The organism is Alteribacillus bidgolensis (assembly GCF_002886255.1).
Classification (GTDB): domain Bacteria; phylum Bacillota; class Bacilli; order Bacillales; family Marinococcaceae; genus Alteribacillus; species Alteribacillus bidgolensis.
The window spans coordinates 32,278-48,258 of sequence record NZ_KZ614149.1; the positions used below are offsets into that span (position 1 = coordinate 32,278).

The 15,981-nt window shown below is 38.6% G+C and carries 13 protein-coding genes and 1 pseudogene; 6 read left to right on the forward strand and 8 right to left on the reverse strand.

Going from position 1 to position 15,981, the window contains the following annotated elements; genetic code table 11:
• A complete protein-coding gene (locus tag CEF16_RS00175) occupies window positions 1-780 on the forward strand; it encodes a hypothetical protein (protein WP_091586070.1) in 780 nt (259 codons plus the stop codon).
• A gap of 225 nt (window positions 781-1,005) precedes the next feature.
• Here the strand turns inward: CEF16_RS00175 and CEF16_RS00180 are convergent, their stop codons facing one another.
• The gene (locus CEF16_RS00180; protein ID WP_091586072.1) at window positions 1,006-3,042 is read right to left on the reverse strand and encodes an iron ABC transporter permease; all 2,037 of its coding nucleotides are present in this window, start codon (window positions 3,040-3,042) and stop codon (window positions 1,006-1,008) included.
• Between the two features lie 7 nt (window positions 3,043-3,049).
• Window positions 3,050-4,048, reverse strand: coding sequence for an ABC transporter substrate-binding protein (locus tag CEF16_RS00185; protein ID WP_091586074.1), 999 nt, complete (start codon window positions 4,046-4,048; stop codon window positions 3,050-3,052).
• 493 nt (window positions 4,049-4,541) lie between these two features.
• On the opposite strand from CEF16_RS00185, the gene CEF16_RS00190 reads away from it, so the two are divergent.
• Window positions 4,542-5,225 (forward strand): MBL fold metallo-hydrolase, encoded by a 684-nt coding sequence (locus CEF16_RS00190; RefSeq protein WP_245917954.1) that lies wholly within the window; start codon window positions 4,542-4,544, stop codon window positions 5,223-5,225.
• Here CEF16_RS00190 and CEF16_RS00195 read toward each other — a convergent pair.
• The gene (locus CEF16_RS00195) at window positions 5,222-5,653 is read right to left on the reverse strand and encodes a hypothetical protein (protein WP_091586078.1); all 432 of its coding nucleotides are present in this window, start codon (window positions 5,651-5,653) and stop codon (window positions 5,222-5,224) included. The two genes, CEF16_RS00190 and CEF16_RS00195, sit on opposite strands and share 4 nt — an antisense overlap.
• A gap of 98 nt (window positions 5,654-5,751) precedes the next feature.
• On the opposite strand from CEF16_RS00195, the gene CEF16_RS00200 reads away from it, so the two are divergent.
• The gene (locus tag CEF16_RS00200) at window positions 5,752-6,675 is read left to right on the forward strand and encodes a ketopantoate reductase family protein (protein ID WP_091586080.1); all 924 of its coding nucleotides are present in this window, start codon (window positions 5,752-5,754) and stop codon (window positions 6,673-6,675) included.
• A 101-nt stretch (window positions 6,676-6,776) separates the two neighbouring features.
• Here CEF16_RS00200 and CEF16_RS00205 read toward each other — a convergent pair whose 3' ends face one another.
• Both CEF16_RS00205 and CEF16_RS00210 read right to left on the reverse strand, forming a co-directional pair.
• Window positions 6,777-7,712, reverse strand: a complete 936-nt coding sequence (locus CEF16_RS00205) for a peptidoglycan-binding protein (protein ID WP_170031432.1) — start codon at window positions 7,710-7,712, stop codon at window positions 6,777-6,779.
• 674 nt (window positions 7,713-8,386) lie between these two features.
• Window positions 8,387-8,614 carry a hypothetical protein gene (locus CEF16_RS00210; protein WP_091586082.1) on the reverse strand — a complete coding sequence of 76 codons (228 nt, stop codon included), beginning with the start codon at window positions 8,612-8,614 and terminating at the stop codon, window positions 8,387-8,389.
• A 537-nt stretch (window positions 8,615-9,151) separates the two neighbouring features.
• Between CEF16_RS00210 and CEF16_RS23120 the strand changes: the two genes are divergently transcribed.
• Complete coding sequence (locus tag CEF16_RS23120) at window positions 9,152-9,385, forward strand: hypothetical protein (RefSeq protein WP_139185971.1); 234 nt, start codon at window positions 9,152-9,154, stop codon at window positions 9,383-9,385.
• A gap of 189 nt (window positions 9,386-9,574) precedes the next feature.
• On the opposite strand, the gene ytvI is transcribed toward CEF16_RS23120, so the two are convergent.
• Entirely contained in the window at window positions 9,575-10,693 is a 1,119-nt protein-coding gene (gene ytvI / locus CEF16_RS00215; RefSeq protein ID WP_091586084.1) for a sporulation integral membrane protein YtvI, read from the reverse strand.
• A gap of 253 nt (window positions 10,694-10,946) precedes the next feature.
• On the opposite strand from ytvI, the pseudogene CEF16_RS00220 reads away from it, so the two are divergent.
• Together CEF16_RS00220 and CEF16_RS00225 are read left to right on the forward strand one after the other, a co-directional pair.
• Window positions 10,947-12,534, forward strand: a pseudogene (locus CEF16_RS00220) (long-chain fatty acid--CoA ligase).
• Window positions 12,535-12,552: 18 nt separating this feature from the next.
• Complete coding sequence (locus CEF16_RS00225; protein WP_091586086.1) at window positions 12,553-14,118, forward strand: fatty acid--CoA ligase; 1,566 nt, start codon at window positions 12,553-12,555, stop codon at window positions 14,116-14,118.
• Window positions 14,119-14,308: 190 nt separating this feature from the next.
• Here the strand turns inward: CEF16_RS00225 and CEF16_RS00230 are convergent, their stop codons facing one another.
• Together CEF16_RS00230 and CEF16_RS00235 are read right to left on the reverse strand one after the other, a co-directional pair.
• On the reverse strand, window positions 14,309-14,746 hold the full coding sequence (locus CEF16_RS00230) for a DUF6884 domain-containing protein (protein ID WP_091586088.1): 438 nt from the start codon (window positions 14,744-14,746) through the stop codon (window positions 14,309-14,311).
• 107 nt (window positions 14,747-14,853) lie between these two features.
• Entirely contained in the window at window positions 14,854-15,789 is a 936-nt protein-coding gene (locus tag CEF16_RS00235; protein WP_091586090.1) for a PD-(D/E)XK nuclease family protein, read from the reverse strand.
• Between the last annotated feature and the right edge of the window lie 192 nt (window positions 15,790-15,981).

Genomic DNA, 15,981 nt, shown 5'->3' on the forward strand with positions numbered 1-15,981 from the left:
ATGGCAATGGTCTTTACGAGAGAATCTAAATCAAAAATATATGAGACGTTTGCTGTACGGCAGCACGAGCCAGTTTCTTATGAAATAGTTTATAAACCATCTGAGTGGCTTCATAAAGATTCTTTAACGGATTTTATGGAAAATTACGGAACGTTTATTAATGCACCAAGTAGTGACATGACGGCAACATTTTGGGCGAACCGCTATAGTCGTTATATTGCTTTTTTTCATTGGGCTGTTGCAAAAGGCTGGGATGCAGATACGTCATTAGAGATGATGAAAGTGTACTTATGTGCGCGTCCTGATAAGAAAGAGCCTGCTTTTGAATTTTATTCATCATTTGAAGAAGGGGCTCATTTTACCGACAAACATAGCAGGCAAGAAAGGCTTTCCGCTTTTTATCGTAATCATGCTTCGCCTTTAATGCATGCATTTGCGTCTGCAGCCGGTGTGCGCACCCGTGAATTATGGGGGCAGCTATATCATACTGTGCCTTATTTCATTCATTTGGCTAAAGTGACTGAATCACATAATTTACAAAATCGTTTAATGGATGATTGGCATTTTATTACAAAAGAAGCGGCGCCATCAATTTTTAGGGAGAACAACTTTTCATTTCAATTTAAAGTAATCCCTATTCCTAACCCAGCTGATGATAAACCAATGTATACAAAGCCGACGTGCTGTCTGGCGTTTAAAGCCTCTGACTGCTATTGTTACCGGTGCCCGCGAATGAAACCAAAACAAAGGCAGAAATTATATGAACAAAAGAAAAAATAAGAGCGGACGAAAGGGAAAATACCTTTGAGTCCGCTTTTTTGTTTTTTTAGGAAATTATATTTTTACGAAATGGATAACTATCTCTATCTTATTTGATCTGTGTCTAGCTTTAGCTCCCAGTCTCTCGGAAGCACAAGACGGTTTAAGGTACTTTTGGAAGAATCGCGAACATCGTGTTCGCAGTGATAAGCCTAATTATTCTAAAAGTATTTCCTTAAATGGTTTTTATGAATTTTTTGATGTTTTATTCATAAGCCATAGAAAAAATGGGGCGCCTATAACAGCTGCTACAAGACCGGAGGGGATTTCTTTTGGCGCTAACACCATTCGCCCTGCAGTGTCAGCTATAACAAGCAGCGCTGCCCCCAACATCAAAGAGACAGGCAGTATTTTACGATGATCATGTCCGATTAGTAAACGTGCTAAATGAGGAGCGACAAGCCCGATAAAACCTATTGTACCAACGGCCGCAACAGCCATAGAGGCAGAAAACGTTGCCAGAAGTGCCGCAATCCACCGCACTGTAATGGTTTGCACACCGAGTCCAATAGCCGTTTGATCTCCAAGAGAAAGTATATTTAATTTATGCATTAATACAGCACTTAAAGGAATCAGTATGAAAACCGGCCAAATAAGAAATTGCTGTAATTCTGAAAAACCTGAGGCATATGTACTTCCAGATAACCAAGTAAGAGCAGAGGCAGCATTCATATTGGAACGTGTAATTAAAATTTGTGTAACAGCACCGCCGACTGCCGAAACGCCAATTCCCATAAGAGCAAGGACAGCAGGCTGGAATTGAGTTTTCCAAGAAAAAAATAATACAATCCCGACTGTTATAAAAGAACCAGCAATTGCTCCTGCTGGAATCCATGCCGCAGAAAAACCTGAGAGTAAAAACATGACAGTAAGTGCGCCAACACCGGCACCATGAGTAACGCCGATAATAGAAGGATCAGCAAGTGGATTGCGCAAAATTCCTTGGAAAAGCAATCCGCTTAAAGCAAGTAGTATGCCAGCAAACATGGCGGCCAGTACTCTTCCTAATCTAAGGTCAAAAATAATAAACTTCTGTCCGGATGATTCATCTGTAAAAAGAGCATTCCAAGTAGAGATGAATTCAAATCCATTTCCCCCGCCAGCAAGGCCGCAAAAAAACGCAATACTAAGGAGCAGAAAAGAACCGATTACGACCCAGGAATAAGGCAGTTTGAACGACAAGCTGCCAGGTGATAATGATTCTTTGTTTCCTGATCCGATAATGCGATTTCGGTTCTTTAGGATCAGCCAAATCAGCCACGGGGCACCGATAAGGGCGGTTATTGATCCCACCGGAAGTTCAGTGAGAGATGGATCAAGATAACGGCCAAGTACATCGGCTCCTATTAAAATATTAGCTCCCCAAAGCATAGACGCAGGAATCAACATACCATGAAGCTGATAACCTGCCAGTTTTATTAAATGCGGTGCAATAAGTCCAATGAAAGCAATTGGGCCCACTACACTGACGACAAGAGCTGTGAGGCCAACTGCAGAAAAAAACATTAATACTTGAACAATTCTTACTTTCTCCCCTAAAGTTTTAGCCTGGTCTTCGCCTAGAAGTAAAAGGTCCATTTTTTTTCCAATCCAGAGAACAACTATTAATAAGAATGCAACCCATGGAAGGGAGAAAGTGACTCCATTCCAGTCCTGCTGTACTAACGTGCCATTTCCCCAAAGAAAAAGTCCTGCTGTTTCATATTCAAAAAATATTTGCAAGGTAGAAGTGAAGGAAGTAAACATCAACGTAAGCACCATACCAGCCAGAGCCATTCGAACCGGAGTCGCAGTATGACCACCAGCTAGCAGAAAAACGAGCATTGCCGCAAACGTCCCACCTGCTAATGCTAATAAAAAGCCGTTGCCCCCGAGCCAGGACGGCCCAAAAATGGTTCCGGCAACGAGAAAAAAGTAAGCACCAGAATGTACTCCTAACGTGCTAGGGGAGGCAAGCGGGTTTTTTGTTAAGGTTTGGAATATAACACCTGCAGCAGCTAGAGCAGCACCTGCTATGATTCCAATAACAATTCGTGGCAGGTATATCGATTGGACAATGTTATGCTGCAGGGAGTCTCCCTTATTCCAAACTGCTTCCCATACAATGTGAAAAGGCATTTCCCTTGAACTTTGCAATAAATGAAAAGTAATAAGAAATAGCAAGAGGGCTGTCCCTCCACCAAAAATAAGGACAGCCTTCTGTTTGTATGATAAAGATTTCATAAATTAGTTACTCTCCTATAAGAGCCTCTGCAGCCTGTTCAGCAAAAACTTCAGCGGCTAGAGGACCGCCAAAAGTCCAAGTATCGCCTGGCAATGCATGAGTACGGTCTTCCTCTACAAAGTTTAAATTTTCCCATACTGGGTTGCCGCTTAGCTGGTTTTCAAATACATTATCGTCTTCTTGCACAATATACATAAACTCAGCATCTTGATAAGGCTCGAGACTTTCTACACTGGTTTCTGTATAGCCGTATACTTCAAATTCTTCACCATCATAGGCGTTTTCTAAGCCAATGTTATTTAATATTTTCATGGCCATTGAGTTGTCTGTAAATAGACGAAGAGAAGCATTTTCATTGGCACTGAATGCTTGAGTTAAGACAAGTTCTGTACCCTTTAAGCCTTCTTCACTTAACTGGGATGAAATTTCTTCATAAGATTCATCTAGATCACCAAGCACTTTTTCGGCTTCTTCTTCTTTATCTACAGCTTTTGCAATTTCTTTAAACGTAGTCTCCATTTCTTCATACTGGTCACCTTCTCCTTCTTCAGGATAAGGTTCAAACATAAGAGTAGGGGCAATTTCATTAAGTTCATCACTAATGGCTTCATGTCTATACTGTGCGGTAATAATAAGATCTGGTTCTAATTGGGCAATTTCCTCAAGGCTAGGTTCTTGCCGGGTACCAACATCGGTTACGTCTTCAGAAAGTTCAGGCTCAATGTTAACCCACTGATTGTATCCCTCTATGTCAGCAACACCGGTCGGCTCCATTCCTAAAGCAAGCAGATCTTCTGCATAAACCCATTCTAGCACAACTATGTTTTCCGGTGTTCCCTCAATTTCCTGCTCTCCCCGTGCATCTTTCACCGTAGTAGTGCCATTTTCTGAGACGTCTTGTTCTTCATTGTTATTCTCTGCTGAATCTTCTGATTCCCCTTCGCTGCATCCGACGATCACAAGCATAAGAAATAAACTTAAAACAAATATGTAACATTTTTTCATAGCTATCACCCTTTATTGAAAAAGATTCTCATTTTCAATAAAAATATTACTATGGAATTAGTAAACAGTCAATATAATTTTGTTAAACATTTATTGACTAACTAATCTGAATTTTTTTATAATTATAGTATAATTTTAGTTTGAATAGCAGCATAGAAGGGAACATATATAACAAACATCTAAGGATCACAACCTGACAAACTAAGAGCAGGAGGGATCAAGATGGTCGTAGAGCTGGTAGCTATAATTGGATTGGCATTTGGCTTAATTTTCTCAAGTGTTGCTATGGCTATTGCACTTTTAAAGCAAGCATCAACAAAAGATAGATAATCGTTTTACAATTGGGTTTGGAAACGTATGACGTCTCCAAACCCTCTTTTTATTTCTGTTATTAACAAAATATCTGCCATCCAAAAACCAAAAAAAGGAAAAGTGAACGGAAAACACGAATGCTAATATAAAAGCAAAAACAAAAGGGGCGATTGAGTTGAAAGTGAGGCAAATTTCAGAACATATATATAAAGCCGAAGTCTGGTTTGGATTAAAAATAAGTGCATGGGTAGTAAAAACTGAAAGAGGATCCATATTGGTCGACACGGGGATGAATTTTATGTCATCTGTACTCCTGAAATTGGCTCGAGAGCATGGACCTTTGCAAATGATCTTGTTAACTCATGGACATATGGATCATACAAATGGTTTACCTTCTATTTTAAAAAAAGAAAAAGTGTCGGTTTACGCACATGAACAAGAGATTCCTTATATGGAAGGAGATCTTATATATCCCCGTAGAAAGAAACCAGAATACTTAATAAAGAAGGGGATAGCAAAAAAAATTCCTGCTGATGAGGCAGGTGTATTACATACAATGATGGGGTTAACGCCTTATTTTACTCCAGGACACTCACCCGGTCACACAGTTTTTTATCATAGTCAGGATGACGTGCTGTTGTGCGGGGATTTATTTACTTCCAAAAAAAGAGAACTTTCTCCTCCAATTAAAGCTTTCACTGCTAACATGGAACAAGCGATAGAAAGTGGAAAAATTGTAGAAAGCCTGGATCCGAGTTTGGCTTCCATTTGTCACGGAAACGATGTGACAGATCCAGGTTCGAAGTATAAAATATACGAACAAAAGTATGGCGCAAAAAATAAAGGTAAAACTAATATTTCTTAAAGCAATAAGCGAAAGTATATTAAAATAAAAAGATAGAAAGCTAGCAGCAATATAGAAAAAATCATAATTCCCCACATGTAAGGTAGTTTCACATATTTAGATTGCTTTTTAATCGTGATGGCTGAAAGAGTAAAAGAGATAAACAAGGCACCTAAAAGGAAAAAAACAAACCATTCTGCTATTTGTTCCCATGGAAGAAAATAAACGAACGGCATGAGGGCTAATACTGCACATATAATTGCAAAAGCAATTAATGAAGCTCGAAATAGACTATTATCCGTTTTGGATTCTTTTAGTTGTCTTCTTCGTTCCATCCGGCTAAGGGCATCCATTGGGTCAGCTTTAGCTGCTGCAAGCGACCAGCGTTTGGACAATTTTTGAAACAATGATTTTGGATGAAGGGAACGGAAATCAAACTTCATATTCATATATTTCTCTCCTAAACAAGGCCAGTATATTAGAAAATAGGATTATTGCATTTCTTATGATAACATACGATACAAATAGATAAAGAGGAGGTTAACAAATGCATATCGCAGTGTATGGAGCAGGAGCATTAGGCATTTATTTTGGCGGACGATTTCTTGAAGCAGGGAACGATGTTTCGTTTTTTGTGAGAGAAAAACGAGCAGTACAACTTCGCTGTGAAGGTTTGAAAATTAATAGTATACAGGGTGATTTTGAAAAACAAGACATTACAATACATACAGATCCGAAAACGGTAGAAAAAGCAGATATAATAATTCTTGCTATAAAAGGATACCATCTTGAGCAAGCACTGCCCCAAATTAAAGAGATTTCAGAAAGAACGAATGCATTTATATTGCCGCTTTTAAATGGGGTGGAGCATATACATATATTACAAGAAGCATTAGGGAAAGAAAAAGTAATCGGAGGTATTGCTTTTATTATTGCTACGTTAGATGCCAAAGGCCACTTCGAACATACTAGCAAACAACATGACATTCTTTTCGGACCGCTTCATGAAAAGCAGCAAGACATATGTGAAAAATTAGAAATAGAAAGTGAAAAAATAAATGCCAATAGTTATAAGAAAAAAGATATTCTAACACATATTTGGAAAAAATATATGTTTATTACTGCTTTTTCTGGCATTACATCAGCAGCTCAACGTACGATAGGAGATATTATAGAGACAAGGGCATCTTTTAAGACTGCTGAAAATGTCCTAAAGGAAATGAAGACGTTAGCGAATCGAGAAGGAATAAGCTTAACAGATAATGACATTGTTCAAGCAGCAAATCAATTACAAAGCTTTCCGGAACAAGCTACTTCTTCTATGCATCAAGATTTGAGAAAAGGCCTGCCGCTAGAAGTAGAACATTTGCATGGCGGTGCTCTTCGGATAGCTGCAAAGCATAATGAAATAGTACCAGTCATTGCAACTCTTTATGGGATTATAAAAACACATGAAAATGGCATACCTTAATGTATTAATAAAAGCTGAACCGAGATCTTCATTCATTTTCTCGAAGAACCAAAGAAAAAGACACCCTCAGATTGAGCTGTAAGGGTGTCTCTAATATGTTTTTATTCTAATACTGTTACTTCTAAACTTTGACGGCCAAAGCTTGTAGCTCCACTTTTGTTTGGCATAAATATATCAATCTTGTTGCCGTTGATTGCTCCACCAGTGTCAGCAGCTGTGAAAGTTCCGTGGCCCTCTACTTTTACTTTAGAGCCAAGTGGAATGACATCAGGGTCTACTGCGATAACATTAGCGTCAGGGTTTGCGTTCAAATCTACTCCAGTAGCTGTTACACCGGAGCAGCCAGAGCAATTAGCAGTATAAGCTGTCGCTTCTACTTGTAATGTACGACCTTCTGCTTCAGAACTTTGTTCAGATGCCACATCTTCTTGCTGTTCTTCCGAATGTTCCTCATTACTGCTTTTAGAAACATCTGCTTCTTCTTTTTCTTTTGAGTTTTCTTCTTTACTAGATTCAGAGTTGTTTATCGCTTTTACCAAAGCCCCAAAAGTTTGAGGTCCTGCTAGTCCATCTATAAGAATGTCCTCAGATTTTTGGAAGTCAATAACGGCATCGTGAGTGTTTGGACCAAATTTTCCGTCAACTTTCTGATCATAAAAACCGAGACTATTTAGTTTAACTTGCAATACTTTAACTGGCTCTCCGTCATCTCCCTTTCCTAGAATTTCAAGAGCGCCAATTGTATGCGGCCCAGCAATACCATCTATACGCAGTTCATGCTCGTCTTGATAGTCTTTAACAGCATCAGCCGTTTCTTCATCGAATGTGCCATTAATGTTTTCTTCTTCAAGAAGACCCTCTTCTTCTAAGAGTTCTTGCAACTCTTCAACTTGAGAGCTTTCTGCTCCGATTGATAATTCTTTATCTCCTAATTCGTTAGCGTCCGTGCCAACAGGGCTCGCAAAAAAAGCGAAACCGGCTGCTAACGCAGGTATACCTAATGTTTTCCAAGTAATAACAGTTGGTTTTAGTTTCAAGGTACAAAACCTCCCACTTCTAAATTGAATGTTGTCGCATTAATGATTCACATCGTATCAATTGTTTAGACGGGAAATCAATGGAAATGGAAGCTTTTAAACAAAATGAAAAGTCATCGTAATCAGTGAAATCTTCCTATAATAATCTGCATTATTTTGAGATGAATTTAGTAATATTGTCACGGGAGAAATAACGGATAGAGGATTCGTAAATAGAGGAATGGTAACTGGTCCAGGATGTAGAAGATTTTTTAAAACTAAAGAGCTCCTTTTCATTTCGGTGAAAACTTCTCTTTTTTTACAGTAACAGACAAATTCTACACCAAAATGATTGTCATTTAACATGCCTTGCAAATGAATTCTATTTTAAAACAATCTATGTAAGAGGTGGAGGAGTGGGAGAAGGAGTTTTGAAGTATGCTGGGTTATTTTAACAATAAATAAATGATATATATTGTAGACGGGAGTATTAGGATTATTTTTATTAAATGTTTTTATAAAAAGCGAGACTTTAGGTTACATAACTGGACTCTTAGCCATACCAAGGTTGTTATTTCTTTTTTTAGGGGCAGCACGTCTGTTTCGAATATTAGGCTGCTTGTTTATGGGGACGGGAGTCATTTTATTTATAATTAGAGGTATGTCTATCCATGTTATTCCTTTCTGGTTAACGTCTAACATGCAGCTGCTGGCTTTTTTAACTGTTCTTCCATGGATAAATAGTAGGAAACGCATGTGTATAGGACGACTCGCCCGTTTCCGGCCGGTTCATAAGGATGATCTGCAAAATAATTTTTCCTGCACCAAACGTCAATAATAGAAACTAACAAAGAACACAACAACAGCCAAGGTAAATAAGCTAAATAGCCAACTCCCGTTGCGTCGATTGTAATCGCTGCCATGATCTCCATGCAAGTGCAACAGAAAATGCTCTCAGTGTCGTTCTGCTGATAAAAGAATCCTTCCATTTCTTTTTTACTTTTGATAGATTTTCCTACAATACATGATGTGACAATGGGATTGCTGATAGATTAATAAAAGATACAAGAATATACGTTGTAAGGAAGCTTCTCGGATATAGTTTTCCTAAATCAGACACATTTACCCGCAGCATTTGATTAATACGGCGATCAAACCTCCCTGCCCTTACCAAGTGGTTCAATTATATATTGCTCTTGCTATTTTTTAGTTGTCGTTTGTACTGCTTGGAAATTGGACAGGCTTAAACTTTATTCTAACTGTGACGTTTGTCATTATACCGTTTTCCTTTATATGGGCTATGGTGATAGGGCGTTATAGAAGTTTTCGTAAGATAGGATGGCCGATATGGAAATTCAGAACAAATGGAATGCAGAATTTTGCAGTGTTGTTTTTGTCTTTAGGCTTTTTTTCTAGCAGTTTAAATCATACACCGCTGTTATATTTTATCCAAGCCATTTATGGCAGCTGCAAATTTTCGGGTCGTTATATTGCTTCTTATTCAATTCTCATACTTATTAATGTCTATATTTGGTGTTCATCCAATCGCTACCATTGGCGTATTAATGGAAGCACTTCCGCCGTTATATGAAATAATAAATCCTATCAGTATTGGTATGGTGTTAATAACGGGTGCTTTAGCAACAGCTGCTGTCGGCACTTATGGGGTGACGGTATACAGCTCAAAATACTAAGCAAAATCCGTATTATATAACGCTGCATAAATATGCCTTTTGCTGTCCTTTATAGAGGAATTGGAACGCTTATCGGCTGGCTGCTTCTGTAAACACTAAAAACAGCTGGATTGAGCCAGAAGAAAACGTAAGATCAAACTGATACTGCACATTTTCTCTAATAAAGAGTGCAGCATCATAGACTGTGAGCTAAGAGCTGAAACCATCTCTTATAAAACGCTTTATGTCTTCTGCCACTCCGATGTCTACTAATATAACAATTATCACGAGTAAAACAGGTCCAAAAAGCAGCCCGACTGCGCCAAAAAGCTGCAGCCCAGCAAACAAGGAAACGAGAACAGCAATAGGATTTAAATTCATGCTTGAAGAAAGTACTTTAGGTTCTATCGTTTGCCGCACAATCATGGTAACTCCATACAAGACAGCTAAACTGATACTTAAGCCGATACTTCCAGTAACAAGCAGATATAAAGACCATGGCAGCAAAATAGTTCCTGTGCCGAGATAAGGAAGAAATTCAGCAATACCAACCACGATAGCGAGAGTGACTGCTCCATCTATTCTTAATAAAGATAGACCGATAAATACAATGATCCCGGTTACTGTCATCAGTATAAACTGGGCTTTTAAATAACCGAACACTCTTATCCACATGGCCTGATGAAAAGCATGTGTCTTTTTATACAAAACTAATGGTGTAGATTTTCGAAGAGCATTAATAATTCTTTCCCAATCTTTTCCTAAAAAATAAATGGCTAACAAAATGAAAAGAAAAGCAACAAGAAATGTAGGGACACTTAAAACAATTTGAGTAAGTCCGTCAGCTATTTTTTGAGCGAACTGACCAAGTGCAGTTCCTATCTGTGTGCCGATTTCTGAAATACCATCGTTAAATGAAAAGCCCTCTCGTTTACTGAAGTCTTCGGCTGCGCCGCTTACTTCCCGCCAAGCAGGTAATATCGTTTGATTAATAAATTGCTGTATGTTATGAAAAGCATCTTCCATCCAGGTTGGTGCTCTATCGGCAAATCGCTGAATTCCGTCAATTATTAAGAACGTTAAGCCTGTGATAATGCCTCCAAAAATGGAAAGGCCGATTAATAAAGAGGTTAAGGCAGCGAGCCCCGGAGGGAATTTAAATTGTCGCTGCAACAAACGTGAGAGCGGCTTTAGCATCCACGCGAACAATGCGGCTATCCAAAAAGGATAGGTGAGCTTAAATAAAGTTACTATTGCCCAAACGATGATAACAATGGCTGCTGTCACCATAAAAAATCTTGCTATCATCCAACTTGTTTCTTTTTTCACTTGTATCTCCCTCATTTCCACCTGCACGAACTATTTTTTTGCCGTATTGACTACCCTTCATTTATTTTTATCAAACGAAAAAGCAATATATTAATTATATTTTACCCATCTTATGGGGGGAATTACCAGAGCAATCAATAATACTGAAGAATATTTAATGAATTTTTATAAAAAGCAGGAAAAATGACTGTTTATATAAAATATTGAAAATATTCTAGTTTTTTCGAAGAAGATTTTTAAAGGGGGAAAAGTTATGATGAATACGCAATTATTGATTCCGTCTATGATTGAGCGAGCATTCCCGTACTTCAAAGGGGATCCACCGCTATACCTATGAAGAAATAGGAGAAAGAACAAGGCGTCTTGCCGATGCCTTGGAGGGTTTGGGCGTAACAAAAGGGGATCGTGTGGCAACATTTGCTTGGAATCATCACCGCCACTTGGAAGCGTATTTTGCAATACCGGGAATGGGTGCAGTTCTTCATACGATTAATATCAGGCTGGCTGAAGAGCATATTTCCTATATCGTCAATCATGCAGCAGATAAAGTCATTTTAGTGGATGCCGAACTGCTTCCACTTTTAGAAAATGTTAAAGAAACGTTACACACGGTAGAGGCATTCATCGTTTTTGGTGATGGTGAAGATGTTCCTGAAACTTCTCTTTCTAACGTGTATGCCTACGAGAAGCTTCTTGCAAAAAGCAATCCTAAGTATGAATTTGTTAAAGATTTAGATGAAAATGCTAATGCTGGAATTTGTTATACTTCAGCCACCACTGGCAATCCAAAGGGTGTCATGTACAGTCACCGCGGCATTATTTTACACAGTATGGCTTTAGGTCTTGCTGACAGTGCAGCGTTATCGGAAAAAGATACAATTTTGCCGGTCGTGCCAATGTTTCATGTAAACGCATGGGGACTGCCTTTTGCAGCAGTGTGGTTTGGTTCTACTCAAGTGATGCCTGGTCCTCAATTCACACCAGGCATTTTAGCAAAACTAATTGAAGATTACCAAGTTACGTTAAGTGCCGGTGTTCCTACCATATGGCTGGGACTATTAAAAGAGTTAGAGAGCGGAAGCTATGTTACAGAAAGTTTACGAGCGGTATTATGTGGTGGATCCGCAGCACCTGCTGCAATGATTAAAGCGTTTGAGTCGAAGTATAATATACCTTTCCTGCATGCATACGGTATGACCGAGACCAGCCCTCTTGTAAGTGTGTCCACTCTTAAGAGCTATCATGAAAATATAGAAGAGGATAAAAAACTAGCCATTCGTGCTACGCAAGGGCTTGTAATACCAGGTCTAGAAGTGAAAGTTACAGGAAGTGACGGTGAATTAGAAAGAAATGGCGAGGATATAGGTGAATTAATGATAAAAGGTTCATGGATAGCAAGTGAATATTATAAGGATGAACGGACTAAAGATGCCTTTCGAGATGGATGGCTTCACACAGGAGATGTCGCAACGATGGATGAAGAAGGTTATATAAAACTTGTCGACCGAACGAAGGATTTAGTGAAAAGTGGAGGAGAATGGATATCATCGGTCGATCTTGAAAACGCTATCATGGATCATGAAGGTGTGTTTGAAGCTGCAGTGATTGCAGTGCCTCATCCCGAGTGGTAGGAAAGGCCGCTAGCTTGTGTGGTTCTTAAAGAATCGGAAAAGCAATCTGTAACAAAAGAAGAGATCATTGATTTTATTCGTCCGCAATTTGCAAAATGGTGGCTTCCTGATGATGTTGTCTTTATGAGAGAATTACCGAAAACTTCTGTTGGAAAGTTCTTAAAAAGAGCGTTAAGAGAACAATTAGAGTCTTTTTATGCCAAATCATAATTGAAATGGAGGTAAGCGATGACTACAATACGCGATGTGTTTGAACAATCCGTTAAACATTATGCGGAAGAAGAAGCCTTAGTAGATGTGCGTTTATCAAGAAGATGGACTTTTTCTGAATGGGATAAAGAGGTAAATCAATTGGCACAAGCCTTTATAAGAGCAGGGGTGAAAAAGGGTGACAGAGTATCAACAGTTTTGTTTAATACAAGCGAATTTGCGATGACCTTTTTAGCTTGTGCTAAACTTGGAGCTGTATTTAATCCAATAAATTTTAGACTGGCTGATAAAGAAATAGAATTTATTATAAACGATGCTGAGCCGCGTATTGTACTATTTGAAAAAGCAGTGGAAAATCAGATTCGTCCATTGGCAGATCGGATTCCAAACGTTCAATTTTGGTACATCGATGAAGACCCTCCAAGTTACGCTGACTCTTATTATGAAAGGCTTTCTAAAGAAGAGGCGGTACGCCCTGATGTTTCCTTAACAGAAGATGATATATATGCCATTATGTATACGAGCGGTACGACCGGCAAACCTAAAGGAGTAGTACACAAGCACCGAGATATGGTTGATCAAAGTGTCCTTATTATTGCTTCTCAAAGAATTTCAACAAAAGATATAGGTCTTTCTATTGCTCCTTTATTTCATTGTGCAGAGCTTCATTGTGCTTTCATTCCACGTCTTCAAATGGGTGCAAAAAATGTATTGCTTCATCACTTTGACCCAGAAGCTGTGTTGAACACTGTGCAAAAAGAAAACATCAGTATATTTTTTGCAGCACCAACAATGTGGAGTAAGCTTATCCAAGAGAAAAAAGAATCAATAAAATTAGATTCTTTAAAAAAAGCGTTATATGGAGGAGCTCCTATGGCTCCGGCCCTTGTAAAAGAAGTACACGGTACGTTTGACGTTCAACTAGTTCAAGCATACGGGATGACTGAAATGGGACCTGCAATAACGATATTACCGGATGAGGCACAATTAACCAAAGCTGGTTCTGCTGGAAAGCCTTTAATAAACCATGAGATACGGGTGGTCAGAGCAGGAAACGACGGACAATTAGATCCAAATGACGAAGTGGCAGCCGGGGAGCAGGGAGAAATAATCGTACGCGGACCAAGTATGATGAGTGAGTATTATAAACGGCCGGAGGCAACAGCTGAAGTACTTTGCGATGGATGGTACTTCTCTGGTGATGTGGGTTACTTTGATAGTGACGGGTATTTATGGGTAAACGATAGAATAAAAGATATGATTGTAAGCGGTGGAGAAAATATTTATTCCCGTGAAGTCGAAGATGCTTTATTTGATCATCCAGGTGTTCTTGATGCTGCTGTTGTCGGGGAGCCAGACGAAAAATGGGGAGAGAGGGTTATGGCCTTTGTTGTAAAAAAGGAAGAATCAGTGACAGCTGAAGAGCTTGAAAAATTTTGTATAGAAAGTGACAGACTTGCTAATTATAAACGTCCGCGCAGATATGAGTTTGTTGATGAGTTACCAAGAAATGCGAGCGGTAAACTACAGAAGTTTAAATTAAGAGAACGAGTAAAAAAACAAGAAGGTTCTTCTAGAGTGTGAGTAAAAACTTGGCTTTGCACAACTTCAAACGGTGGAAGCCCTTAGTAAACCCTGAAAATTAAGTTATTTTCATTCTATCGATGGTCTACCGTTAACATGGTGGTCTTAACGCATAAATATAGGAGCTGTCCGGCAAGTCGACAGCTCTCTTTATATTGGGGGAATACAACGCCATGGAAGAGCAGGAAGTTCATGGTATTGTCAGTTTTTGCAGCATTTCTCCAATGCCTCGCGCCCCTTTTAACGGCTGTTTCCATTGATGAGCATCCTCATCTTCTACTATTCGTTTCATGACTCGTTCGTGTTTTTTCCCCGTCAATAAAATTATACGATCCGCTTTATATAAATTTTTTTCGAACCACTGGCGACGCAAAGATTCATCGCTGATCACTTTATGTTTTGGAAAGTGAAAACCTTTATCATAATTTTCTGGGACAATGTCATAAGGAAGTAAAAATCCGTGCTTGGCTGAAAGGGTCACCCAAGGCCATAGATGGTAATCTGCATATTGCTGGCATTTTTTGTGCAGTGTGCCTTGATAAGCATTTTTTGCATATACTGGACCACTTTCTGGATCGATGTCCCAAATTTTCTTTTTGCCGCAAGGGATAATACAGATGGTATTCATTCGTTTCACCTGGCCTATATCTTAAATCCAGTGCGTTATGAATGAAAAGGCCATATCTATTGCCTTTATGTTTTTTGGGAGATAGTTCATTCATATGCCACTTCTTGTCACGAAAAACATAGTTCGTAAAAATTGCAATATCGGCATGCTCTTTGATCAGAGGTTTTCGGGAAATTTTCTATAGAAAGCGGTTTGTTTTCAGAAGGTTCTTCTAAATAACCTGTCATCCATTCTACGCTTGTGCCTATTAATTCTTGTACTTTTTCAAGAGTTACTTGGTCAAGCTGATGTTCTACCGAATTTCCTTCTAATAAATACTCATTTCGGATAACGATATTATTTAAGTCTGGTATAGAATATGATTGCAATAAATAAAGAACATATAGTGCAAGCTGATACGGATCTTCCTCTGATTGTTTTCCCGTTTTCCAGTCTACGATAACCCATTTATTACGTTCTAAGTCTTTATATAATAAATCCAAGACGACAAAAACTTTTAATTTACCTACTTCTAAAATGCGGAATTTTTCTGCTTCTAAAAACTCAATTTGTTCATTATACGCTAGTTCTTGCATGGTTTTACTTGATAAAAAGTGTTTCATTGCTACGTTTAATCGGTGTGTGATTTTTTCTACTTTCTCTTTTGGAAGCTTTTTGGTTTGCCCGTAATATAGCTCATGGAACATGGTAGTCTTTTTCGGACGTTCTATCCAATTTTTATAATGGCGCGTGGAATCAATAAATCCTTTATTTAAAAGCATTCTAACGTTTTCGGTCAACCCGGTTTCCTCTGGGAGAATACCGGTATTCAAATAATCTTCGATGACCTGTTCAATGATGTCATGCACAACAGACCCGAAGTACATTTCAAGATTCGTAAGGTTTTTTAAGCGATACGCTTGTTTATTCCATTCTGGAGCATTTCGAAGCCATCCATTATGCGAGGAATAGTATTGATGGGCATATTGACGTGCGCAGTGCATTAATGTTTTATGACGGGAAAGCGACCAAGAAAACTCAGGGTATGTTTTTATCTCAAACAAAGCACCCATCCTTTCTAATATTCATCTTTTCATAGAATTAAGTTTATAAAAAGGATACTCTTGAACGAATAAATGTAGTTATGTAGTAATCCGGATTATACCACGGGAACAAAATTCCCAAATTTATTGTACCAAAAACAAAAATAAAAAACTGTTTATATCCATAATCAATATAAACAGTAATAGTATTCT